Raw genomic sequence first — 20,536 nt, 5'->3', positions numbered from 1 at the left:
TACCCCGTTTGTCTGTCGGCCGGCGCGAACCCGCGCCGCCCTATATTAGTCCTTGAAGGCGCTGCGGCGCAGGTCGCGGGCGCGGGTGAGGATGATTTCCTCCAGCTTCTGCACCGTCGCCGCCTGAACCGGCGCATCGACCCAGGCGCCGCCCTGCGAAACCTGGCGCGAAGCCGCCACACGAAGCGCATCGGCGCGCAGATCCTGATCGAGGATCGACACGGTTACCTTCATCCGCTCGCCCGGATTACCCGGGTTGGCATACCAGTCGGTGATGACGACACCGCCCGCCGAATCGGCCTGCAACAGCGGCATGAACGACAAGGCGTCGAGCGAGGCGCGCCACAAATAGCTGTTCACGCCGATCGTCGTCACCTGGCTTGCGGCGAGGTCGGCGCGCGGACGCTCCTTGCTGGCGCACGCCGAAAGGCCGAGCGCCGTAAGTCCGAGCAGCGCGAGCGTGGCCGGACGACGGCCGAGCGTGGCAAGGACGGAAAGCTGGGACATGCCGATAACACCTTATCTTTTGGGCGCCACCGGAAGCAGAAACCGGGCCGCGCATAACAGAATTGTCAGCGTCTCTATCGCCCTTGCCGCCGTCGGGCAAGCGCGGCAATTGCGGCCTCGGCGCGGTTCAGATTCTGGTCAGACTCAAAGTCGCGGACAAAGCCGACTGTGCTGATCGTGCAACAATTTCGAGGAAAAGCCCGACGGGTGCGATAATTTGACGGGATTCACTGGCAATGCCCCGCCAAGAGTCCTATTTAGCGAGTCGATTGGGGTTGGAGTCGTAAAGCCATGCCGCGGAAACCGCGACATTTTTGGAAATTCGGTCTCACCGCTTTGGCGGTGGTTTCGGTTGCGTTGCCGCCGGCGCTTGCCGCGATGTCGCGCACCGACCGCATTCGCGACACCGTGCTTTCGGAAACCCTGCTTGGCCAATTCACCCCGGCATCGGGCGATACGCGGTTGATCGCGCGCTACAACAAGATGTCGGACGAGGCGCGCCGCAGTTTCAGTTTCACCCCTGCCCTGACCGACGAGAGCCGCAAGAACCGTGCGATCACCGTTGTGATTCGCGCCCGCGACGACGCATCGAGCGCGACGCGGACGTCGGCCCTCGCTGCCGGCCGCACCGCACCGATCGCCATTGCCCCGGTCAAATATAATCTGGGCGCATCGGTCGGCTTCGAGAAATTCGTCACCCCCTCGCTGCCGCGCGGCACCGACCTTCGCAACCTGCCGGTCGCGAAGGCTCCCGAGCAGGACGAGAAAAAGTCGCGCTTCGCCACGCGTATGGTCAACCGCAGCAGCGACCCCAGCGGCGCGACCGACCGCGTCACGGCTCCCGGCGAAGTGCCCGCGCTCGATGTGGTCAGCAGCTATCGCCTGACCAAGAATCTCGATGTGACCGCGGGCGTCCGCTATCGCGTCGACGACCGCGTCGAGCCGCTGACCGATTCGCGGCGCGACAGCCAGGCTGTCTATGTCGGGACGGCCTTCCGCTTCTGACGCGCTCGGCGCTTCGTCGCCTTTTCTTCCCACGCATCGATCGCCGCCCAGCCGGATTGCTTTCCGTGCGCGCGGCTTAGCGCGCGCGCGCGCGCTGCGGTCATCCCGCCCAGTGCGACCGCTTGTACGCCCGACAACCGGGAGAGTCGCAGCCACGCCGCCAAACCGAGTGCAGGAGCGCCTGCGTGCGAGCGCGTCGTGTGAAGCGGCGAAATGAAGACGCCATCGGGACCGGCCCGGCGCGCGCGGCGCGCCTCGCGCGTGCCATGGACGGGGATCGTCACCCGCAGGCCCAGCCGACGCGCTTGCGCGGCGCGGCCGGCATCATGCTGGCGAAGATGGACACCGTCGGCGCCCCAGCGCCGCGCGATGTCCGGCCGCCCTGCAAGCAGCACGGTTAACCCCCGCGCCCGCGCGATGTGCATCAGCCGTCGCAGAAGGCGCCACCGCGCGCCCTGCGCAAGCCTGTCGTGGCGCAGGACAATGCCGCTGCCCGGCGGCAGCAGCGCCGCCAGCCTTGCCATCCCGATCGTCAGCCGCTCGTCGCTGAAAAGCCATCGGTGGGGCAATTGGGGTGGCAGGGGGTGGCGTCGGACCATCGCCCTTCCTATAGGCGCGTCGCGGGCGCACGCAACGCGCCGAAGAGGACAAGATGATGACCGAAGCAGCAGAGCGACTGGCTGGAGTACAGGCAAATATCGCGGCCGCAGCGCAGCGCGCGCAGCGGCGCGCGGGCGATATAAGCCTGATAGCGGTGTCGAAGACCCACGAGGCGCAAGCCATCCGCCCGCTGATCGCCGCGGGGCAGCGCCATTTCGGCGAGAATCGCGTGCAGGAAGCGGCCGCGAAATGGCCCGGCCTGCGCGCCGAAACGCCCGACGTCGTGCTCCACCTGATCGGCCAGCTGCAATCGAACAAGGCGGAGGAAGCCGTCGCGCTGTTCGACGCGATCCATTCGCTCGACCGCAGCTCGCTGGTGACCGCGCTCGCGCGCGCCTGCGAGAAGGCGGGCCAGCAACCGCAGTTGTTCGTCCAGGTCAATATCGGCGACGAAGAGCAAAAGGGCGGCTGCGCCGTGGCCGACCTCCCCGCACTGCTCGCCGAAGCAAAGGACGCGGGGCTGACCGTCGGAGGGCTGATGGCGATCCCACCCGCCGATGTCGAACCCGCGCCCTATTTTGCGCTACTTGACGAGCTCGCCGAACGCCACGCGCTGCCGTTCCGTTCGATGGGGATGAGCGCCGATTACGAGACTGCGGTGACGCTGGGCGCGACGCACGTCCGCGTCGGGACCGCATTATTCGGTTCGAGATGACGTTGTAATCGCACGAGCGCCTTCTCCCTGTTGCATCGCGGCAGGGGAGAACCCCCTCGTTCGATGCAATTGTCAGGCCGGCGGGCGCTTCCACGGCGCAGCATAATGGATCGCCACCGCAGTGGCGGAGGCTTCAATCACCGCACGCCACCAACGGCTGATCAGTTTCGTTTCGCTGGACTGAACCATTGTTCTTCTCCTTCAAGTGGGCCGCCGCAGGGAGGGGAGCGGGCCTGACGGCCCCGGCGGCTACCGGCTCCTTTTACTTCCGGCCTGGTGGTGATTGGCGCCCAAATTGACCGTAGCATCGACCAATTTTCGCACTATATCGGTCATCATGCGAAAAATGGCCGATCTCGACGATTTTGACCGGCGGCTGCTCGACCTCGTTCGCCAGAACAACCTCGAACCCGCGCGGATATTGGCCGAGAAGGTCGGCCTCTCCCTGTCGGCGGTGCTCCGCCGCTTGCGGCGGCTACGCGACGAAAAGATCATCGTCGCCGATATCGCCGTGGTGAACCCGGCGCTGACCGGGTCGGCGCTCACCATGCATGTCCTTGTGCGGATGGAGCAGGCGGGGCCACAGACCATGGACAATTTCGCGCGCCAGATTGTCCACCATCCCGAAATCACCGGTGCCTGGGATGTGACCGGCGACGATGATTTCCTGTTGAAGGTTCAGGTCGGCTCGATGGAGGATTATGACGTCTTCACCCGTCGCGCGCTCGGCGAGGACAAGGGCGTCCATTCGTTCAAGACGCTGATCACGATCCGTAACGTCATCGAAAATGATATCGCACGGCGTCCACTGCGCGAGCGATGAGGCTCGCGCCGGTTGTGCCCCGATTTGCCATCATCACCAACCTCGCCCAGAAGGGCGCGCGGAGGTGTGTATGGCGACCGCGGTTCATCTTCATGGGTACCGATACAGTGTCTATAACCGGATCGCCCGGTTGGCCCTGCTATCGAAAAGGGTCGCGCACGAGACGGTTGAGGTCAATCCGTTCGCCGAACTCGCGGAAGCCCATTGGATGTTGCACCCGTTCGGCCGGGTTCCCGTACTGGTCCACGGGGCGTTCGAGCTGTTCGAAACGGGTGCGATCACACGCTATGTCGATCGGGCATTCCATGGCCCGCCGCTGCAGCCGGAGCGTGACGCCGCCCTGGCCCGAATGGACCAGGTCATCGCGGTCATCGACGCCTATGCGTATTGGCCCATGGTCAGGCAAGTGTCGTCACACGCCTTTTTCCGCCCGTATTTTGGCGAGCCGTCCAGTCGAGCGGAAGTCGATCTGGGCCTTGAGGCCTCCCGTAAAATCCTGTCGTTTCTGGACCGCGTCGCCAGAGAAGGCGACGTCCTGACCGGGCGCGACATCACCCTTGCCGACTGCCATCTTGCGCCGGTGATCGACTATTTTGTGCGCGCGCAGGAAGGAAGCGATGCCCTGTCCTTGCAAGAATGGTGGGAGCAGATGTCCGTTCTGGACGTTCTGAAGGCCACCGATCCATTTGCGGCCGACAATTCTGCTCGTGAACAAGCGTAATGTTCAACGATGCGACCCACTCCCGGGGACAGCCGGCATCCAGGCACGAAAAAGGGCGGCGCAAATGGCCGCCCTCTGGATCTGTGCTGATGCAGCGCCATTCCGTTCAGCGTTGCCGAACGGATCGATGCATCACTTGATCTTGGCTTCCTTGAACTCGACATGCTTGCGCACGCGCGGGTCATATTTCCGCACCGACATCTTTTCGGTCATCGTGCGCGGGTTCTTTTTCGTGACATAGAAAAAGCCCGTGTCAGCGGTGCTCACCAGCTTGATCTTGACGGTCGTCGGCTTGGCCATGGCCCTGTTCCTCGAAAAATCTGCACATCCGCCGGAGGTCCGACCGATGCGGCGGGACTAGGGGCCCCGACGTTGGTGTGAAAAAACATGGAGGGCCGCGCACAAGGCGCCGCTTCCAATATCCGCGCGCCTCTGACCGGATTCGGCGCTTCTGTCAAGCAAAAGGAGCGGGCGGGCGGCACAGGGCCGCCCGCCCGGGAGGGGTCCGGTTCCCGATATCAGGCGTTCTTGATCTCGAAGCGAACGCGCATTTCCTTCCAGCTTTCCTCGGGCACGCCGCCGCGCGTCGCAGCCTTGAAGCGCCACTTGGTGAGCGCACGCCGTTTCGTCGCCTCGAAAAACGCCGGATCGTCGGTGCTGACCAGCTCGACTGCCTTAACCCGTCCGTCGGTGCCGATCAGCACGCGGACCACCGCAACGCCCTCGATCCCTTCGCGCTGCGCGCGCGCCGGATAGTCGGGCTGAAAAAGACCCGCATAGCGCTGATCGAGCTGTGCGAGCACCAGCTTTGGTGGAGATGGCAGGTCGATGATTTCGGGCACCACGGGCCCGGTTCCGGTTCCCGCCGGCAATTCATAGCCCTTTTCGGGCCCGGCGAAGGGCGGATCCTGCGCCAGCGGTTTGAACGGCGTTTCGACCGTCGTGGGGGTGCTTTTCACCGCTTTCTCTTGTGCCCGGGCCTCGGGCTGCGGTTCGGGCGGCTTCGACAAGATGACCGACTTCCACCGCGACGGAGAGGTTTCCGGCTCGTGCACGATGATCATCGGCGACAGCGCGACCGCCACGACAAGCGCGGCGGGCAATCCCACCGCAAGCAGCGCCGCGACCGGGTGGCGGCCGTTATCGCTGCCATAGCTGTTGCGCGGTAAGGTCGCCGACGCTCCGGCAGGCGCGGTGGTGGCCTCGGGCACCGCCAATATGGCTGAAATCAAGGGTATCAGGGTCATGGCATCTCTCCTTGCCTCAATGACCCGGCCTCGCGGCGTTTTGACCATCCCCGTCGGCCAAGTCAGATTGAAGTGATATTATAACATCACTTATCTTGTCAAGCAGATCGGTAAGCAAGCATTACGGCAACGCGACGAGGGCCTGTCAGGCGGCCGAAAGCCGCGCCACCGCCTGGTCCTTGTCGATCAGCGGCAGCAGTTCAGCCATGTCGGGGCCGTGATCGCGCCCGGTCAGCGCGCGGCGCAGCGGCAGGAAAAGCGCGCGGCCCTTGGTCCCCGTCGCCTCCTTCACGGCGGCGGTCAGCGCATGCCAGGGGTCGGCGCTCCAATCGATCGCCGGGGCCGCGGTTGCTGCCACGGCGAGCACCGCCCGATCGGCCTCGTCTGCCGCCACAGGAACAAACGGCCCGTCGAATATCGGCACCCAGTCGGCCGCCTCGGCGACCGTCATCAGGTTCGGACGAATCGCATTCCAACGCGCCTCGGTGATCGCGACGGGCAGCCGCGCTGCGACGGCCGCATGGTCAGTATGGTGAAGGATCTTCTGGTTGAGCAACGCCAGTTCGGCCTCGTCGAAGCGCGCCGGAGCCCGGCCGAAGCGCGCAAAATCGATTCCCTCGATCAGCGGCGCAAGACTCGTCACCGGCTCGACCGGGTCGCTCGTCCCCAACCGCGCGAGCAGCGCGGCGAGTGCGATCGGCTCGATCCCGTCCTCGCGCAGGCTCGCCATGCCGAGCGAGCCCAGCCGTTTCGACAGCTTCCCCTCGGTCCCGACGAGCAGCGCCTCATGCGCAAAGGCGGGCGGTGCAGCGCCGAGCGCCGCGAACATCTGGATCTGCGTCGCGGTGTTCGACACATGATCCTCGCCGCGCACGACATGGGTAACGCCCATCGCAATGTCGTCGATCACGCTCGGCAACAGGTAAAGCCAGCTGCCATCGGCGCGGCGCACCACGGGATCGGACATGGTTTTAGGTTCAAAATGCTGCGGTCCGCGAACCATATCGGCCCACTCGATCGCGGCGTCATGATCGAGCCGGAAGCGCCAGTGCGGCGCGACGCCTGCAGGCACCGGCGCATCGGCAGGCTTGCGTTCGTAAACCGGGGGAAGCCCGCGCGAGAGCAATATCTTGCGCCTTATGTCGAGTTCTTCGGGCGTCTCGTAACAGGCATAGACGCGGCCCGCCGCCGCCAGCTTGGCAAATTCAGCCTCATAAAGCGCAAAGCGCGCCGACTGCCGCTCCTCGCCGTCGATATCGAAACCGAGCCAGGCAAGGTCGGCGCGAATCGCATCGACATACTCCTCTTTCGAACGTTCGAGGTCGGTGTCGTCGATCCGCAGCAGGAAGCGCCCGCCATGTTTGCGTGCCCACAGCCAGTTGTGAAGCGCGGTGCGGACATTGCCGACATGCAGGGTGCCGGTCGGTGAAGGAGCGAAGCGGGTAACGACGGTCATGCAGCTGATTCTATTCTCTGGCATTTCATGGATGTGCGGGAATGTCCCACGCGGCGCGGCGGCGAATGTTCGACGCCCCACCCCTCGTCAAGCTGCTTCAGCTTGGCGGTGCACTGCAGGCGTTCAGGCAAGGACGGATCGGTTGTCGCGATTCCGTTCCGCGTCAGCATCCGGCGGAGCGTGAAACTGCATTTTCGGCGCGCACGCCCGTCATTGCAGCTGATCTCCTCGATCTTGATCGAAACATTGTCCCCGTCGCGGCCCGCAGCCCATTCGTTGCTCACTTCGACGTTGCCGTTTCCGATCATCGCGTTGAGGCGAACATCGTCGAAAATCGCCGAACAATATTCGCACGGCGCCTCAGGCTCCGCCATGGCAGCGGCGGCGAGCATGAGGAGAAGCGATGCGATCATGCCGTCCGGAACCCGTGGGTGATCGGATAGCGGCGGTCGCGGCCGAAATTGCGCGTCGACAGCTTGACCCCCGGCGGCGCCTGACGGCGTTTATATTCGGCGAGCATCAGGAGCCGCTCGATCCGCACCACGGCGTCGCGATCGAAGCCATAGCGCGCGACAACATCGTCGACGCTCGCTTCCTCCTCGACCAGCATGTGAAGCATGCGATCGAGATCGGCGTAAGGCGGCAGGCTGTCCTCGTCCTTCTGGTCGGGGCGCAGCTCGGCGCTTGGCGGCTTGGTGATGATCGTGTCCGGCATCACCGGAGTGACAGGATTGCGCGACAGGCGCGGCACATTCTCGTTGCGCCACTTGGCCACCGCGAACACCGTCATCTTATACGCGTCCTTCAGCGGGTTATAGCCGCCCGCCATGTCTCCATAGATCGTCGCATAGCCGACGCTCATCTCGCTCTTGTTGCCCGTCGTCAGCAGCATCGGACCGAACTTGTTGCTGAGCGCCATCAGCGTCACGCCGCGGATGCGCGACTGGACATTTTCTTCGGTGATATCGACGTCCTTGTCGGCGAAGGTCCCGCTGAGCATCGCATCGAACGCCTCGACCGCGGGGACGATCGAAATCGTGTCGAGCTTGCACCCGATCATGTCGGCGCAGCCCGCGGCATCGTCGAGGCTCGTCTGGCTGGTAAAGCGGCTCGGCATCATCACGCACCACACCTTGTCGGGGCCGAGCGCGTCGGCGGCGATCGCGGCGCAGATCGCCGAATCGATCCCGCCCGACAGGCCGAGCACGACCCCGGGGAAGCGGTTGCGTTCGACATAGTCGCGCAGGCTCAGAATCATCGCGCTGTAGATGTCGGCGGGATGCGCTTCCCACTCGGCAATCGCCCCGCTGTCGCAGATCCAGCCCGCCGCGCCTTTTGTCCAGCGCGTGACGCGCTCCTCGGGCTCCCAATCGGTCAGCCGGTGCGCCGTGCTGCCATCGGCATTCAGCACGAACGAGCAGCCGTCGAACACCAGCTCGTCCTGTCCGCCGATGCGGTTGAGGAAAATCAGCGGCAGACCGGTTTCGGCGACACGGCCCGCAAAAACCTGGCTCAGGCGGCGATCGTCCTTGTCGATCTCGTAAGGACTGCCATTGACCGAAATCAGCAGCTCGGCGCCCTGCCCGGCGAGATGCTGGCAAACCTTGGGCAGCCAGCCATCCTCGCAGATCGGCAAGCCGAGCCTGATCCCGCGCCACGCGACCACATCGGGAAGCGGGCCCGGGGCAAACACGCGTTTTTCATCGAACGTGCCGTAATTGGGAAGCTCATGCTTCCGCCGCGTCGCAACGATCTGGCCGCCGTCGAGCAGCGCGACGATATTGTAGAGCGCATCGCCTTCCCGCTCGACCGAACCCACCAGCATGGCCGGGCCGCCATCGGCGGTATCGGCCGCCAGCTCGGCGAGCAGTTTCGCGGCGCGCTCCGCCAGTGCGGGCTTCAGCACCAGATCTTCGGGCGGATAGCCGATCAGTTGCAACTCGGGGTAGAGGATCAGATCGGCATCCGGGTGTCGCGCCCGCACTTCGCGCATCGCTGCGGCGTTGGCGGCGAGGTCGCCGACGACTTGGGTCATTTGCGAAAGGACGATAGAGAGCTGCTGGGTCATGCCCCGGCTTTACGACCAACCACCTGTCCCGTTCAACCGAAGAGAAGCGTCCAGAGAGTCCGCCCCGGCGCCATGGCAACCACGCCCGCTGCGATCAGCCCGAAATAGGTCCCGCGCATGGTCCGCAAATGCCGGTCGATCTGTCCGGTTTTTGCGAACCAGATCGCGCGCGGCACCTGCACCAGGACGAGCACCGAAAAGAGGTGGATCGGCCCGATACCGCCGGTGATCGTGCGGATCCAGAAACTGTCGATCGCCGTTACGACGATCATCAGCGCCCAGACGCGCCCGGCGATACGATGCAAGGCGTCGCCCTTGCGCTGACGCCCGAGCAGCCATGCGCCGAGCGGAACCGCGGGAACGACCGTCGCGAGATGGACCCAGATCGCAAGCGGCGGGGTCTGATAAGCCGGTCCGCCGCCACTCGAACGGAGGAGCGCGGCCCCGGCGATCGCACCGACGACCAGCACCATGAAAAAGCCGATGCGACGAAGATGCGCGGCGCGGGAGGGGTTGGGAGCGGGAGCGGTCATCGGTAAAATCCTGTTGCCTGGCGTCGATGCCTCCTCCCTGCCCTTGCGCCGTTCGCGGGCAATCGCATCTTCGCCGAGCCGGCGGATTTCTTCGCAAAACGGGGCGTTTGGCCAATTGACGCTTCGTGAAATGGCACGCACAAGGCGCGACATGTTGAAGCGGCTGACGATCGAACTGCTGGTGATGATCGCGCTCGGGCTGCTCATCGGGCTACTCGGCCCGTTCGGCACCTTTGACGCGCCGCCCGCGCAGCGGATGGTCAGCTGGGTGGTCTGGCTGCTCGCGGGCTATATGCTCTTTCGCCCCACCGGCGTCGTCGCGAACTGGCTGTGCGAGGCGACCGGACTGCCACGCTTCGCCGGCAAGCTGCTCGCGATCGCCGTCGCCGGCGTCCCGCTGACCCTGATCATCACGATGATGGCGACGCGCATGGATTTCGCCGAAACCCTCGGCTGGTCCGGCTTCTGGACGATGTACCTCTATATCTGCGTCATCTCGGCGGTCGCCTTCACCACGATGGCCGCACTGTTCGAGCGCGCCGATACGGCGGCCGACCTCCCGACGGCCCCGCCAGTCGCACAGCCCAAGCAGGAGGCGCCACCCCTTGCCATAGCGGCGCTACCGCTCCCGCCCGGCTTCGGTCCCGTTCGTGCGCTGAAGGGTGAAGACCATTATGTCCGCGTCATCGGCGACGGCCGCGAGGAGCTTGTCCTGATGCGGATGCGCGATGCCATCGACCGGCTCGGCAACGTCCAAGGCCTGCGTGTTCATCGCAGCTGGTGGGTAGCCCGCGACGCCGTCGCGTCGGTGCGCCGTGACGGGCGGACGGCCGTCATTATCCTGACCGGCGGGCATGAAGTGCCCGTCGCGCGCGACATGATGCCGCAATTGCGCACGGCCGGATGGCTTTAACCCCTTCCCCTTCCCGTCCCGGCTGGGTAAGGGGGCGCGCAATCCCATCCGCTGCGAAAGGGCCTTGCGCGCCATGAAACTCATCTCCGGCAACAGCAACCTGCCGCTCGCCCGTGCGATCGCGGACTATCTGGAACTGCCGCTGACCGACACCAGCGTCCGCCGCTTCGCCGATGAAGAGGTCTTTGTCGAAATTCACGAAAATGTCCGCGGCCAGGACGTCTTCATTGTCCAGCCGACCAATTTCCCGGCGAACGACAATCTGATGGAATTGCTCATCATCACCGACGCGCTGCGCCGCGCCTCGGCAAAGCGCATCACCGCAGTCGTCCCCTATTTCGGCTATGCCCGCCAGGACCGCAAACCCGGCCCGCGCACCCCGATTTCGGCCAAGCTGGTCGCCAATCTCATCACCACCTCGGGCGCCGACCGCGTCCTCGCGATCGACCTGCACGCGGGGCAGATTCAGGGCTTCTTCGATATCCCGACCGACAATCTCTATGCCGCACCCGTGATGAGCGCCGATATCCAGGCGCGTTTTGCGGGCAAGAATCTGATGGTCGTGTCGCCCGACGTCGGCGGCGTGGTGCGCGCGCGCGCGCTGGCCAAGCGGCTCGACAACGCCCCGCTCGCGATCGTCGACAAGCGCCGTGAGCGCGCCGGCGAGTCGGAGGTCATGAACATCATCGGCGACGTGAAGGGCCGCTTCTGCATCCTGATCGACGATATCGTCGATTCGGCCGGTACGCTCTGCAACGCTGCCGCCGCGCTGAAGGCCGCGGGCGCCGAGGGTGTCGTTGCCTATTGCACCCACGGCGTGTTGTCGGGCGGCGCGGTCGCCCGCGTCGACGCGAGCGAACTCACCGAACTGGTCATCACCGATTCGATCCAGCCGACCGACGCCGTCAACGACAGCAGCAAGGTCCGCGCGCTGACCGTCGCGCCTTTGCTCGGCGAAGCGATCAAGCGCATCGCCGACGAATCGAGCGTCTCCTCGCTCTTCGACTGATCGGTCTCAGCGCGCGAGCAGCGCGCCGGCGATCAATTCCAGTTCGCGGCGAAAGCTTGCATGATCGGGCGCCGCATGGACGAGGCCCTTGGCGGTCCAGCACAGCGCCTGCGCCATGCTGCCGGCGCGCGACACCGCCGCGCCGGGTCCGCCGAGCCGGATCGCGTTCGCCATCGCAGCGACAAGCTTGCGTTCGGCGGCGCGCACCATCTCACCCGGTTCGGGGGCCACCATCACCGCCACTTCGATCCCGTGCGGCGACGCGCGCAGCATCGCCATATGCTGTCCTGCCCACGCATCGAGCGCAGCAAACAGGCGTACGACCAGCGTAGCGCCGGGATTTTCCAGACTGCGGAGCGCATCGGCGAGCGACCGCTCGATCAGCGACGTCGCTGCCCATTCCGCCAGCACAGCCTTCGATCCGAAGCGATTGTAGAGCGCCTGACGCGACACGCCGGTGGCGCGCGCCAGATCCTCCATCGACGCTTTGCGAAAACCGGTGCGCGCGAAAACGGCGAGCAGAAGGTCGGCAGAGATTCGGTCGGACATGAGCCCATTTTTACAAATTATATCATTTTTGTACATTTGATATATCGGGTGATTGGACCCTGCTTCCGCCGCTCGGGGGTGGCGGGCGCGGCGCGGCTGCGCTAGCGGTGACCGCATGTCGCTCACCTCCGATCTCATTCTCGCCAATCGCCTCGCCGACGCCGCCGGCGAAGCGATCCGTCCCCTCTTCCGCACCGCCTTCGCCCATGAAGCGAAGGCCGATGCGTCGCCCGTAACCGAGGCCGACCGCGGCGCCGAGGCGGCGATGCGCCGCCTGCTCGATGCCGAAGCGCCGCGCGACGGCATCATCGGCGAAGAATATGGCGCCGAGCGCACCGACGCGTCGCGCCAATGGGTGCTCGACCCGATCGACGGCACCGTCAGCTTCATGGCCGGTCGCCCGATCTTCGGCACGCTGATCGCGCTCTTGCAGGATGGCTGGCCTGTGCTCGGCATCATCGATCAGCCGATCAACGGCGAACGCTGGGTCGGCGCGCTCGGGCAACCGACCCTGTTCAACGGCAAGCCCGCGCGCACGCGTACCTGCCGCGACCTTGGCGACGCCGTGCTCGCGACGACCGGCCCGCAATATTTCAGCGACCATGATGCCGGACATTTCATGGCGCTCGCGGCAAAGACCGCGCACAAACGCCTGATCTTCGGCGGCGACTGTTATAATTATGGCCTGCTCGCGAGCGGCCATGTCGATCTGGTGGTCGAGGCGGGGCTGAAGCTCCACGATTATGCGGCGCTGGTCCCCGTCGTCGAAGGCGCCGGCGGAACGATGTGCGACTGGAACGGCGACCCGCTAAACGCCGACAGCGCGGGACATGTCATCGCGCTCGGCGATCCGGCGCGGCTCGAGGATGTGATCGAAGGGCTCGCCTGCCACCACGATCACGGCTGAGGCGATGCCGCGCCCGGCCCCTGTCGCGCCATCGTGGCAGCCCGGCTATGCCGTCGCTGCCATCCTTGTTTTTCTGGTGGAAACCGCGATCGCCCTGTGGGTCCGCGACGGCTTCGTGCGCCCCTATCTCGGCGACGTTCTCGCGGTGATTCTCGTTTATCTGGCGCTACGCGCCATAACGACGCTGCGCATAATCCCCGCTGCCCTCGCCGCTCTGGCTGTCGGCCTCGCGGTGGAAATCGGGCAGGCGATGAACCTGCTGGACCTTTTCGGCCTGTCGGATCACGCGGTCGCGAGAGTCGTATTGGGAACGGCCTTCAGCGTCGGAGACATTTTCTGCTATACCGCCGGCGCCGCCATCGCTGTCCTCGCCGAATATGCACGCGAACGGGTCGCGGAACACGGCAAGGTGGGTCGCGCACGCGTTTAAATGGCCTCGTTGCTTGCATTTCGGTGCGAATCTCCCTAAGCGCCCCGCTTCCGATTGTGTCGACTGGCTGAAAGGGCTGCCAGGTCGATACGCAAACGGACTTCAAAAGGAGACCAAAATGCCCAAAATGAAGACCAAGAGCGGTGTGAAGAAACGCTTCAAATTCACCGCCTCGGGCAAAGTGAAGCACGGCGTTGCCGGCAAGCGTCACCGCCTGATTTCGCACAATTCGAAATATATCCGCACCAACCGCGGCACCAGTGTGCTGAGCGATTCGGATGTGGCCCATGTGCGCCTCTGGGCGCCCTACGGCCTGAAGTAAGGAGCGCTAAGGCATGTCACGCATCAAACGCGGCGTCACCACGCGCGCCAAGCACAAACGCGTATTGGAACAGGCGAAGGGCTATTACGGCCGTCGCAAGAACACCATTCGTATCGCCAAGCAGGCGGTCGAAAAGGCCGGCCAATACGCCTATCGCGACCGCAAGGTTAAGAAGCGCAATTTCCGCGGTCTGTGGATCCAGCGCATCAACGCTGCGGTTCGCGCCGAAGGCCTGACCTATTCGCAGTTCATGCACGGCGTGAAGCTGGCCGGGATCGAGCTCGACCGGAAGGTCATGGCCGACCTCGCGATGAACGAAGGCAATGTCTTCGGGACGATCATCGCCCAGGCGAAAGCGGCGCTGCCCAAGGCAGCCTGACGCTTTCAAGCCAAGGTACAGAAACAAGGGCGGTCCCGACGGGGCCGCCCTTTTTCTTTGGAGTGAGCCGAGCAGCGGAAGACGAAGCAGTTGCGGGCCACAACCCGACAGCTCGCCTTATTGATACTCCACCGTCACCGGAATCCGCCCGCGATAATCGCCGTCGTCGAGGCCGGCGATCTGAAGCCGGCCGCCGAAGCGGAACTGCAGCCGCCCATCGGCGCCCAGTCGCGGCGCGGCGGACAGGTCGGTGACAAGCCCGGTGACACGCGCGGTGCGGCCATGCCCGCCCTCAAGGTCGACGGTCGCGGGCAGGATGACGCGCACCTCGGCGCCCGGCTCGCCGCGCACGGTGACGACGCCGGTCAGGGCGAAACCGCCAAGGTCGACGACATCGCCGCGGACGCGGCGCACGCCCGACACCGGATCGACTTCGACCTCGCCACCCATCGCACCGACCGCGACCCGGCCCATGTCGAGCTGGGTTTCGACGTTGACGCGCAGCGGCGTCTCCGCTTTGCGCGCGGCGGCACTTTCGGGCTTGTCCTGCGCACAGAGCATGCACTGCGCCGCCGCGATCGACGGGCTGGCAAACGCCAGCACAGCCCCAAGAAAAAGACGCAGTTTCACGGCTGTGGCCATAGCGCGCCCATGGTTAATCCGCGGTAAAGCGGGCGCGGCGCTAATCGCTGGCCTGTTTCCTGCTTTTCGGCCACATGTGCGCGATGACCAACCCTCCGCCGTCCCCCCGGCTGAACGCCCTCGCCACTGCGGTGCCGGGGCACGATATCCATACTGCGTTCATCGACTGGGCGACGCCGCGACTGGCCGACGAGCGCGTCCGCGCGATCTTTGCGCGCATGACGGCGCGGTCGGGAATCGACCATCGCTGGTCGGTCCTGCCACCGACAGCCAACGGTGGGTCGCCGGTTGCCGCGGGCGGCTTCTACGACGTCCCCGGCCTGCCGCCGACCTCGGCGCGCATGGCCGCCTATGCCGACCACGCCCCCGATCTTGCGATGCAGGCGATTGCGGCGCTCGGCGACGCGCTCGTCCCCGCCCGCGTCACCCATATCGTCGTCGCAAGCTGCACCGGCTTTGTCGCGCCCGGAATCGACCAGATCATCGCGCGCCGGCTCGGCCTCTCGCCGTCGGTCGAGCGCGTGCTGATCGGCTTCATGGGATGTTATGCGGGGGTCACTGCGCTGCGCACCGCGCGGCATATCGTGCGCTCCGAACCCGGCGCGGTGGTGCTGGTCGTCAGTGTCGAACTGTCGACGCTACACCTCAGCCTTGCCGACAAACCCGAACCCTTGCTGGCGATGCTCCAGTTCAGCGACGGCGCGGCGGCGGGCATCGTATCGGCCGCGCCGCACGGACTCGAACTGGGCGAAGGCCGTAGCCTCGCGCTCGAAGACAGCGCCGACCTGATCCGCTGGGACATTGGTGACAAGGGTTTCGAAATGCATTTGTCGGGCGAGGTTCCGGGGCGATTGCGCGAGGCGCTGTCGGCCCCTGCCGTGCGCGATCAGCTCTTCGGGACCGGCGATCCGCCACCGCTGCTTGCGGTTCATGCCGGGGGGCGCTCGGTGCTCGATGCCGTCGAACATGCGTTGGGCGTTCCTCCGGATGCTCTTGCCGACAGCCGCGCGGTGCTCGCACGGTTCGGCAATATGTCGTCGGCAACCATCCTGTTCGTGCTCGCCGACATGATGGCGCGCGGCGCGACGGGGGAGGGGATCGCGATCGCCTTTGGTCCCGGCCTCGCCGCCGAAGCGATCCGCTTCACCGCATCATGAACCCCTTCACCCGCCTTCGTGTCCCGATCGAGCGCGAAGAGGAAATGGACGCGGCCGAGCTTCCGCCCGAACGCTATGCCCGCGTGCTCGCCGACCTGTCGCGGATCAACGGGCTGACGATGGCGCCGCGGCCGACACTGGGCTTTCTCGATCGCGTCCGCGCGCGCGGCGTTGGCGACCGCCCATGGCGTATCCTCGATGTCGGGTTCGGCGCGGGCGACATGCTCGCACGGATCGCAAATTGGGGCGAAAAGCGTGGGATCGCGCTCGACCTTGTCGGCGTCGACCTCAATCGCAAGAGCGAGGCGGTGGCGGCGGTGCGTCTGGGTGAGCGGGCACGGTTGATCACCGGCGATTATCGGGCTCTTGCAGGGCAGGGATGGGACATCATCCTCTCCAGCCTCGTCACCCATCATATGACGGCGGGTCAGCGCGCCGAATTCCTGCGCTTCATGGACGGGGAGGCGGCGCGCGGCTGGCTGGTCAACGACCTTCACCGCCAACGCCTGCCCTTTGCCGGCTATCCGCTGCTCGCCACATTGGCGCGCGTCGACCCGATCGTCCGCCGCGATGGGCAATTATCGGTCGGACGCAGCTTCCGCCGCGCCGAGTGGCGGGCGATGCTGACCGAGGCGCTGCCCGAAACCGCCGAGGCCTGCCGCATCTTCCGCAGTTTTCCTTATCGGCTGTGCGTCGAGCGCATCCGGTGACAAACCCGCAGGTGATCGTCATCGGTGCAGGCCCCGCAGGGTCGGCAGCAGCGATCGGCCTGGCCCGCTCCGGCGCAAAAACCTTGCTGCTCGAACGCGCCCGCGAAACCGGCGACGCGCTGTGCGGCGGCTTCCTGAGCTGGAAGTCGCTCGCGCGGCTCGACGCGCTCGGTATCGACCGGGCGACGCTCGGCGGCCAGCAGGTCGGGCGCGTGCGACTGTTCGCCGGCCGGAGAATCAGCGAAACCGCGCTGCCCGATGTCGCGATGGGCATATCGCGCCGCCGTCTCGACAGCGCCTTGCAGGCCGCCGCCGAGGACACCGGAGCCGCGCTGGAACGCGGTGTCCATGCCACCCTGATCGAGGGCAGTGGCGTGCAGACGCGCGACGGCGTCCTCCTGTCCGCCCCGGCGCTTTTCCTCGCGGCGGGCAAGCATGGATTTCGCGGCTTTCCGCGCGAGCCGGCAGCATGGCAGCGCGCAGATCCGGTGATGGGCCTGCGGCTGAGGCTTCCGCAAAATGCCGCGCTCGACCGGCTGATCGGCGATGCGGTCGAGCTTCACCTGTTCGATCGCGGCTATGCCGGGCTGGTGCGGCAGGAGGATGGCAGCGCCAACCTGTGCCTCGCGGCGCACAAGTCGCGCCTCGATGAAACGGGGGGCGAGCCTGCCGCGCTGCTCCGCGCGCTCGGCGACGCGCATCCGCGGCTCGGCGAGCGATTGGCGTTTGCCGACTGGTCGCAGGGCGTCGATGCGATCGGGCACGTCCCCTATGGCTGGCGGACCGGCGAGACCGCGGCCGGGCTGTTCCGGCTCGGCGACCAGGCCGGGGTGATCCCGAGTCTGGCGGGCGAAGGCATGGGGCTGGCCTTCGCCAGCGCCGAAGCGGCAGTAGCGGCTTGGCGTCGCGGCAATGCGGGCGCCGCCCCCCTGTTTCAGCGCGAACTCGCGGCGCGCATGACGCGGCCCTTCGCCATCGCGAACCTCGTCTGGCGCGCAGGCGAAAATCCGCGGACGGCGGGTCGTTTGACGTCGTTGGCGGCAAGCTTTCCCCCGCTCGTCCGCTGGGCGATGCGCGCGACGCGAATCCGGGGCGGCTGAGCGGTGCGCCCTTGCAGCAAGGCGCGTTCGGACCGATATAGGATCTAACGCGGGGATGCCCGAAACAGGGCGGCCCCCTCAGGAGCTCAGCCACCATGACCAACGTGAAATCCGACACCGACCTCGACCCGATGGCCCGCCACGTGCTGCGCGAGGGCGGCACCGAGCGCGCCTTTACCGGCAAATATACCGATCACAAGGGCGACGGCCTGTATCGCTGCGCCGGATGCGGCGAGCCTCTGTTCGACAGCCGCACCAAATATGACAGCGGGTCGGGCTGGCCCAGCTATACTGCGCCCGCCGAGAATGCCGCCGTCAAGGAGCTGACCGACTCCAGCCACGGCATGGTACGTACCGAGGTACGCTGCGCAAAATGCGAAGGCCACCTCGGCCACGTCTTCCCCGATGGCCCCGGACCGACGGGCCTGCGCTATTGCATCAACAGCGCGGCGCTTGACTTCGAGGGTCGCGGGCAGGATGAGGCGACAACCGGCAGCGACTGAACCGTCCGCGCCGGTCTGATGCATCAGGGGCGACGCGAGGGAAGGAACACGGGCTTTGCGCCGCGAAAGACAGCAGGCTTCGTCGAATAAATCGTCATCGTCCAGCAAACGGAACGGCACGCCCGACGGCACGCCGTCCCGCGTCCGCGTCTGGGTGCGGCGGATCTTCCGTTGGGGCCTTGGTCTCGCGGTTGTCGGGCTTGTCGCGCTTGCCGTCGCCGTCGGTATCGCGGTGCAGCGGATGCCGAGCTTCGAGGAGCTCAAGAAATCTCCTGCCGGCCAGACGATTCGCGTCCGCGCCGCCGACGGGACCGTCTTCCTGTCGCTCGGGCCGAATTATGGCCGCTGGCTGACCCTGCGCGAAACCCCGCAGGTGATGCAGGATGCGATGGTTGCGGTCGAGGATCGGCGCTTTCGCTATCATCCCGGGCTCGACCCCGTCGGCATGGTACGCGCGGCGGCCGTCGCGGTGCAGAACCGCGGCAGCGGTCGCCGTCTGCAGGGCGCATCGACGATCACGCAGCAGCTTGCGCGCAACATCTTCCTGTCGAACAGCTATGATTTCCGCCGCAAGGCACGCGAGATGATCCTTGCGCTCGCGCTCGAATGGAAATTCTCGAAGGACGAGATCCTCGAGCTCTACCTGAACAAGGTCTATTTCGGCGGCGGCAGCTATGGCATCGACGCCGCATCGAACAGCTTCTTTGGTCATAGCGCGACCGAAATGTCGCTGTCCGAAGCCGCGGTGGTGGCCGGGCTGGTCAAGGCGCCGTCGCGCTATTCGCCGACCGCCGACGCAAGCGCTGCGCTGGGCCGCGCCGGAGTTGTGCTTGATGTCATGGTCGACGCCGGCGTCATTACGCAGGCGCAAGCCGACAGCGCCGAGCCCGCCAATGTCCAGCTCGCCAAGGAAACCGGACAGAATAGCGCGCGCTATTTCAGCGACTGGGCGCTGCCACAGCTCGACATGCTGATCGACGAGGGCAGCGAGGCACTCGACGTCTATACGACGATCGACCTTGGCATGCAGCGTGCGGCGACTGCATCGATCCAGGCAAACACGCCAAACGGCGTGCAGGGTGCGCTCGTCTCACTCGACCGTGACGGCGCGGTGCGCGCAATGGTCGGCGGCAAGGATTATGTGTCGTCGAACTATAATCGCGCGACACAGGCGCTGCGCCAGCCGGGATCGGCGTGGAAGCTGTTCGTCTATATGGCTGCGCTCGAGGCGGGCTATAAGGTCGGCGATCAGGTCGTCGACGAACCGGTGACGATTAACGGCTGGTCGCCCCGCAACTCGTCGGGCCGTTTTTCGGGCACGATGGATCTGCGCAGCGCCTTTGCCTATTCGGTGAACACCGTCGCCGCGAAGCTGGGCGATGAAGTCGGTTTTTCGGCGGTCGCCAATATGGCGCGCCGTTTCGGCATTACGACGCCGGTCAATACGCACCCGTCGATGGTGCTCGGGAGCGCCGAAGTTCGCGTGATCGACATGACCGCCGCCTTTGCCGCTGTATCGCGAGGCGGGATATCGGTGCAGCCCTATGGCATCACCAAGGTGACGACCGCCAGCGGCAACCTCCTTTATCAGCGCCCCGCCGAGCGCGGGCAGACATTGGTCGACCATTGGGTCGCCGCCGGAATTACCGACCTGCTTCAGACCGCAGTGAACACCGGCACCGGCAAGGCGGCACAGATCGGCCGCCCCGTCGCGGGCAAGACGGGGACGACGTCGAGCAACAAGGACGGCTGGTTCCTCGGTTTTTCGAGCGGAATCACCACCGGCGTGTGGATGGGCCGCGATGATGCGAAACCCGTCGGCGGGCTGCAGGGCGGCCGCGCACCCGCCAAGGCTTTTGCCGACTATATGCGCGTCGCGGTCGCAAGGCGCCCGGTCGAGCAGTTCGACACCGAAGTCGTACTGCCCGAATGGCAGCTCGAGGACGAGGGCGAAGCCTATATGGGCGAGCCGGGCGAAGGCGGGCTGGTCGACGATAATGGCATGCCGATTGAGCTGCCCTATGACAGCCGCACGCCCGAAGGCGCCGAGCCGGCGGCGCCGTCCGAAGACGGACCAGTGCTCGATCAACAGTGGATCGAGGAACAAACCGGACGGCGAGGCCCCGGCGACAACAGCGCGGCGCCGAAAAACGGCGCCCAACCCAAGACGGTTGCCACGCCGCCGGTCATCAAGGCGCCGTCGCAGCGAGCCCAGCCGGACGCTTCCAACTAGTCTCCGA

25 protein-coding genes are annotated in these 20,536 nt (G+C 65.8%); 15 read left to right on the top strand and 10 right to left on the bottom strand.

The genetic code is table 11. The features are described 5' to 3' along the window. Positions 1 to 45: 45 nt before the first annotated feature. The gene (locus tag AC07NV_RS07610; RefSeq protein WP_495165715.1) at positions 46 to 507 is read right to left on the bottom strand and encodes a DUF3576 domain-containing protein; all 462 of its coding nucleotides are present in this window, start codon (positions 505 to 507) and stop codon (positions 46 to 48) included. Between the two features lie 291 nt (positions 508 to 798). Between AC07NV_RS07610 and AC07NV_RS07605 the strand changes: the two genes are divergently transcribed. Continuing rightward, the gene (locus AC07NV_RS07605; RefSeq protein ID WP_495165714.1) at positions 799 to 1,512 is read left to right on the top strand and encodes a hypothetical protein; all 714 of its coding nucleotides are present in this window, start codon (positions 799 to 801) and stop codon (positions 1,510 to 1,512) included. On the opposite strand, the gene AC07NV_RS07600 is transcribed toward AC07NV_RS07605, so the two are convergent. Then, positions 1,485 to 2,111, bottom strand: coding sequence for a thiamine phosphate synthase (locus tag AC07NV_RS07600; RefSeq protein ID WP_495165713.1), 627 nt, complete (start codon positions 2,109 to 2,111; stop codon positions 1,485 to 1,487). The two genes, AC07NV_RS07605 and AC07NV_RS07600, sit on opposite strands and share 28 nt — an antisense overlap. A gap of 56 nt (positions 2,112 to 2,167) precedes the next feature. On the opposite strand from AC07NV_RS07600, the gene AC07NV_RS07595 reads away from it, so the two are divergent. From AC07NV_RS07595 to AC07NV_RS07585, 3 genes are all read left to right on the top strand, one after another. Continuing rightward, on the top strand, positions 2,168 to 2,827 hold the full coding sequence (locus tag AC07NV_RS07595; RefSeq protein ID WP_495166006.1) for a YggS family pyridoxal phosphate-dependent enzyme: 660 nt from the start codon (positions 2,168 to 2,170) through the stop codon (positions 2,825 to 2,827). A gap of 337 nt (positions 2,828 to 3,164) precedes the next feature. Further along, positions 3,165 to 3,650 carry an Lrp/AsnC family transcriptional regulator gene (locus AC07NV_RS07590; protein ID WP_495165712.1) on the top strand — a complete coding sequence of 162 codons (486 nt, stop codon included), beginning with the start codon at positions 3,165 to 3,167 and terminating at the stop codon, positions 3,648 to 3,650. A 70-nt stretch (positions 3,651 to 3,720) separates the two neighbouring features. After that, positions 3,721 to 4,371, top strand: a complete 651-nt coding sequence (locus AC07NV_RS07585) for a glutathione S-transferase family protein (protein WP_495165711.1) — start codon at positions 3,721 to 3,723, stop codon at positions 4,369 to 4,371. A 132-nt stretch (positions 4,372 to 4,503) separates the two neighbouring features. Here AC07NV_RS07585 and rpmG read toward each other — a convergent pair whose 3' ends face one another. The 6 genes from rpmG to AC07NV_RS07555 form a co-directional block, all read right to left on the bottom strand. Continuing rightward, positions 4,504 to 4,671 (bottom strand): 50S ribosomal protein L33, encoded by a 168-nt coding sequence (rpmG, locus tag AC07NV_RS07580; RefSeq protein WP_037515700.1) that lies wholly within the window; start codon positions 4,669 to 4,671, stop codon positions 4,504 to 4,506. A gap of 218 nt (positions 4,672 to 4,889) precedes the next feature. Next, on the bottom strand, positions 4,890 to 5,618 hold the full coding sequence (locus AC07NV_RS07575; protein WP_495165710.1) for an energy transducer TonB: 729 nt from the start codon (positions 5,616 to 5,618) through the stop codon (positions 4,890 to 4,892). A 145-nt stretch (positions 5,619 to 5,763) separates the two neighbouring features. Continuing rightward, the gene (gltX, locus tag AC07NV_RS07570; protein WP_495165709.1) at positions 5,764 to 7,074 is read right to left on the bottom strand and encodes a glutamate--tRNA ligase; all 1,311 of its coding nucleotides are present in this window, start codon (positions 7,072 to 7,074) and stop codon (positions 5,764 to 5,766) included. Then, positions 7,071 to 7,487: a hypothetical protein gene (locus AC07NV_RS07565; RefSeq protein WP_495165708.1), complete on the bottom strand. Its 417-nt coding sequence runs from the start codon at positions 7,485 to 7,487 to the stop codon at positions 7,071 to 7,073. The genes gltX and AC07NV_RS07565 overlap by 4 nt, the downstream gene beginning before the upstream one ends. Beyond that, a complete protein-coding gene (locus AC07NV_RS07560; protein ID WP_495165707.1) occupies positions 7,484 to 9,142 on the bottom strand; it encodes an NAD+ synthase in 1,659 nt (552 codons plus the stop codon). Before AC07NV_RS07560 ends, AC07NV_RS07565 begins: the two co-directional genes overlap by 4 nt. A 32-nt stretch (positions 9,143 to 9,174) precedes the next feature. After that, complete coding sequence (locus AC07NV_RS07555; protein WP_495165706.1) at positions 9,175 to 9,675, bottom strand: DUF2306 domain-containing protein; 501 nt, start codon at positions 9,673 to 9,675, stop codon at positions 9,175 to 9,177. 151 nt (positions 9,676 to 9,826) lie between these two features. On the opposite strand from AC07NV_RS07555, the gene AC07NV_RS07550 reads away from it, so the two are divergent. Together AC07NV_RS07550 and AC07NV_RS07545 are read left to right on the top strand one after the other, a co-directional pair. After that, on the top strand, positions 9,827 to 10,588 hold the full coding sequence (locus AC07NV_RS07550; protein WP_495165705.1) for a LytTR family DNA-binding domain-containing protein: 762 nt from the start codon (positions 9,827 to 9,829) through the stop codon (positions 10,586 to 10,588). 73 nt (positions 10,589 to 10,661) lie between these two features. Beyond that, on the top strand, positions 10,662 to 11,597 hold the full coding sequence (locus tag AC07NV_RS07545) for a ribose-phosphate pyrophosphokinase (protein WP_495165704.1): 936 nt from the start codon (positions 10,662 to 10,664) through the stop codon (positions 11,595 to 11,597). A 6-nt stretch (positions 11,598 to 11,603) separates the two neighbouring features. Here AC07NV_RS07545 and AC07NV_RS07540 read toward each other — a convergent pair whose 3' ends face one another. After that, positions 11,604 to 12,146, bottom strand: coding sequence for a TetR/AcrR family transcriptional regulator (locus AC07NV_RS07540; RefSeq protein WP_495165703.1), 543 nt, complete (start codon positions 12,144 to 12,146; stop codon positions 11,604 to 11,606). Between the two features lie 115 nt (positions 12,147 to 12,261). On the opposite strand from AC07NV_RS07540, the gene AC07NV_RS07535 reads away from it, so the two are divergent. The 4 genes from AC07NV_RS07535 to rplT all read left to right on the top strand — a co-directional run bounded on the left by AC07NV_RS07535 (position 12,262) and on the right by rplT (position 14,184). Beyond that, complete coding sequence (locus AC07NV_RS07535) at positions 12,262 to 13,053, top strand: inositol monophosphatase family protein (protein WP_495165702.1); 792 nt, start codon at positions 12,262 to 12,264, stop codon at positions 13,051 to 13,053. Between the two features lie 4 nt (positions 13,054 to 13,057). Continuing rightward, positions 13,058 to 13,483 carry a ribosomal maturation YjgA family protein gene (locus AC07NV_RS07530; RefSeq protein WP_495165701.1) on the top strand — a complete coding sequence of 142 codons (426 nt, stop codon included), beginning with the start codon at positions 13,058 to 13,060 and terminating at the stop codon, positions 13,481 to 13,483. A gap of 118 nt (positions 13,484 to 13,601) precedes the next feature. Next, entirely contained in the window at positions 13,602 to 13,805 is a 204-nt protein-coding gene (rpmI, locus tag AC07NV_RS07525) for a 50S ribosomal protein L35 (protein ID WP_088439780.1), read from the top strand. 13 nt (positions 13,806 to 13,818) lie between these two features. Continuing rightward, positions 13,819 to 14,184 carry a 50S ribosomal protein L20 gene (gene rplT / locus AC07NV_RS07520; RefSeq protein WP_495165700.1) on the top strand — a complete coding sequence of 122 codons (366 nt, stop codon included), beginning with the start codon at positions 13,819 to 13,821 and terminating at the stop codon, positions 14,182 to 14,184. Positions 14,185 to 14,301: 117 nt separating this feature from the next. Here the strand turns inward: rplT and AC07NV_RS07515 are convergent, their stop codons facing one another. Beyond that, positions 14,302 to 14,814, bottom strand: coding sequence for a DUF4402 domain-containing protein (locus AC07NV_RS07515; RefSeq protein WP_495165699.1), 513 nt, complete (start codon positions 14,812 to 14,814; stop codon positions 14,302 to 14,304). Between the two features lie 86 nt (positions 14,815 to 14,900). On the opposite strand from AC07NV_RS07515, the gene AC07NV_RS07510 reads away from it, so the two are divergent. The 5 genes from AC07NV_RS07510 to AC07NV_RS07490 all read left to right on the top strand — a co-directional run bounded on the left by AC07NV_RS07510 (position 14,901) and on the right by AC07NV_RS07490 (position 20,529). Further along, positions 14,901 to 15,983 carry a type III polyketide synthase gene (locus AC07NV_RS07510; protein ID WP_495165698.1) on the top strand — a complete coding sequence of 361 codons (1,083 nt, stop codon included), beginning with the start codon at positions 14,901 to 14,903 and terminating at the stop codon, positions 15,981 to 15,983. Continuing rightward, positions 15,980 to 16,693, top strand: coding sequence for a methyltransferase domain-containing protein (locus tag AC07NV_RS07505; protein ID WP_495165697.1), 714 nt, complete (start codon positions 15,980 to 15,982; stop codon positions 16,691 to 16,693). The genes AC07NV_RS07510 and AC07NV_RS07505 overlap by 4 nt, the downstream gene beginning before the upstream one ends. After that, positions 16,690 to 17,793, top strand: coding sequence for an NAD(P)/FAD-dependent oxidoreductase (locus tag AC07NV_RS07500; protein WP_495165696.1), 1,104 nt, complete (start codon positions 16,690 to 16,692; stop codon positions 17,791 to 17,793). The genes AC07NV_RS07505 and AC07NV_RS07500 overlap by 4 nt, the downstream gene beginning before the upstream one ends. Positions 17,794 to 17,888: 95 nt before the next feature. Beyond that, positions 17,889 to 18,296: a peptide-methionine (R)-S-oxide reductase MsrB gene (msrB, locus tag AC07NV_RS07495; RefSeq protein WP_495165695.1), complete on the top strand. Its 408-nt coding sequence runs from the start codon at positions 17,889 to 17,891 to the stop codon at positions 18,294 to 18,296. A gap of 55 nt (positions 18,297 to 18,351) precedes the next feature. Continuing rightward, the gene (locus AC07NV_RS07490; protein WP_495165694.1) at positions 18,352 to 20,529 is read left to right on the top strand and encodes a transglycosylase domain-containing protein; all 2,178 of its coding nucleotides are present in this window, start codon (positions 18,352 to 18,354) and stop codon (positions 20,527 to 20,529) included. Positions 20,530 to 20,536: the final 7 nt, after the last annotated feature.

Source organism: Sphingopyxis sp. GW821-FHT10B01 (assembly GCF_059415685.1).
This window is presented reverse-complemented; position numbering and strand designations above follow the sequence as displayed.

Bases quoted from the DNA above. Each gene is read 5' to 3' on its own strand.
- AC07NV_RS07545 (WP_495165704.1), top strand. From the start codon at position 10,662: ATGAAACTCATCTCCGGCAACAGCAACCTGCCGCTCGCCCGTGCGATC.
- AC07NV_RS07555 (WP_495165706.1), bottom strand. From the start codon at position 9,675: ATGACCGCTCCCGCTCCCAACCCCTCCCGCGCCGCGCATCTTCGTCGC.
- AC07NV_RS07535 (WP_495165702.1), top strand. From the start codon at position 12,262: ATGTCGCTCACCTCCGATCTCATTCTCGCCAATCGCCTCGCCGACGCC.
- msrB (WP_495165695.1), top strand. From the start codon at position 17,889: ATGACCAACGTGAAATCCGACACCGACCTCGACCCGATGGCCCGCCAC.
- AC07NV_RS07505 (WP_495165697.1), top strand. From the start codon at position 15,980: ATGAACCCCTTCACCCGCCTTCGTGTCCCGATCGAGCGCGAAGAGGAA.
- AC07NV_RS07565 (WP_495165708.1), bottom strand. From the start codon at position 7,487: ATGATCGCATCGCTTCTCCTCATGCTCGCCGCCGCTGCCATGGCGGAG.
- AC07NV_RS07605 (WP_495165714.1), top strand. From the start codon at position 799: ATGCCGCGGAAACCGCGACATTTTTGGAAATTCGGTCTCACCGCTTTG.
- AC07NV_RS07600 (WP_495165713.1), bottom strand. From the start codon at position 2,111: ATGGTCCGACGCCACCCCCTGCCACCCCAATTGCCCCACCGATGGCTT.
- AC07NV_RS07590 (WP_495165712.1), top strand. From the start codon at position 3,165: ATGCGAAAAATGGCCGATCTCGACGATTTTGACCGGCGGCTGCTCGAC.
- AC07NV_RS07610 (WP_495165715.1), bottom strand. From the start codon at position 507: ATGTCCCAGCTTTCCGTCCTTGCCACGCTCGGCCGTCGTCCGGCCACG.
- AC07NV_RS07585 (WP_495165711.1), top strand. From the start codon at position 3,721: ATGGCGACCGCGGTTCATCTTCATGGGTACCGATACAGTGTCTATAAC.
- gltX (WP_495165709.1), bottom strand. From the start codon at position 7,074: ATGACCGTCGTTACCCGCTTCGCTCCTTCACCGACCGGCACCCTGCAT.
- rplT (WP_495165700.1), top strand. From the start codon at position 13,819: ATGTCACGCATCAAACGCGGCGTCACCACGCGCGCCAAGCACAAACGC.
- AC07NV_RS07560 (WP_495165707.1), bottom strand. From the start codon at position 9,142: ATGACCCAGCAGCTCTCTATCGTCCTTTCGCAAATGACCCAAGTCGTC.
- AC07NV_RS07540 (WP_495165703.1), bottom strand. From the start codon at position 12,146: ATGTCCGACCGAATCTCTGCCGACCTTCTGCTCGCCGTTTTCGCGCGC.
- rpmI (WP_088439780.1), top strand. From the start codon at position 13,602: ATGCCCAAAATGAAGACCAAGAGCGGTGTGAAGAAACGCTTCAAATTC.
- rpmG (WP_037515700.1), bottom strand. From the start codon at position 4,671: ATGGCCAAGCCGACGACCGTCAAGATCAAGCTGGTGAGCACCGCTGAC.
- AC07NV_RS07575 (WP_495165710.1), bottom strand. From the start codon at position 5,618: ATGACCCTGATACCCTTGATTTCAGCCATATTGGCGGTGCCCGAGGCC.
- AC07NV_RS07530 (WP_495165701.1), top strand. From the start codon at position 13,058: ATGCCGCGCCCGGCCCCTGTCGCGCCATCGTGGCAGCCCGGCTATGCC.
- AC07NV_RS07510 (WP_495165698.1), top strand. From the start codon at position 14,901: ATGTGCGCGATGACCAACCCTCCGCCGTCCCCCCGGCTGAACGCCCTC.
- AC07NV_RS07595 (WP_495166006.1), top strand. From the start codon at position 2,168: ATGACCGAAGCAGCAGAGCGACTGGCTGGAGTACAGGCAAATATCGCG.
- AC07NV_RS07550 (WP_495165705.1), top strand. From the start codon at position 9,827: ATGTTGAAGCGGCTGACGATCGAACTGCTGGTGATGATCGCGCTCGGG.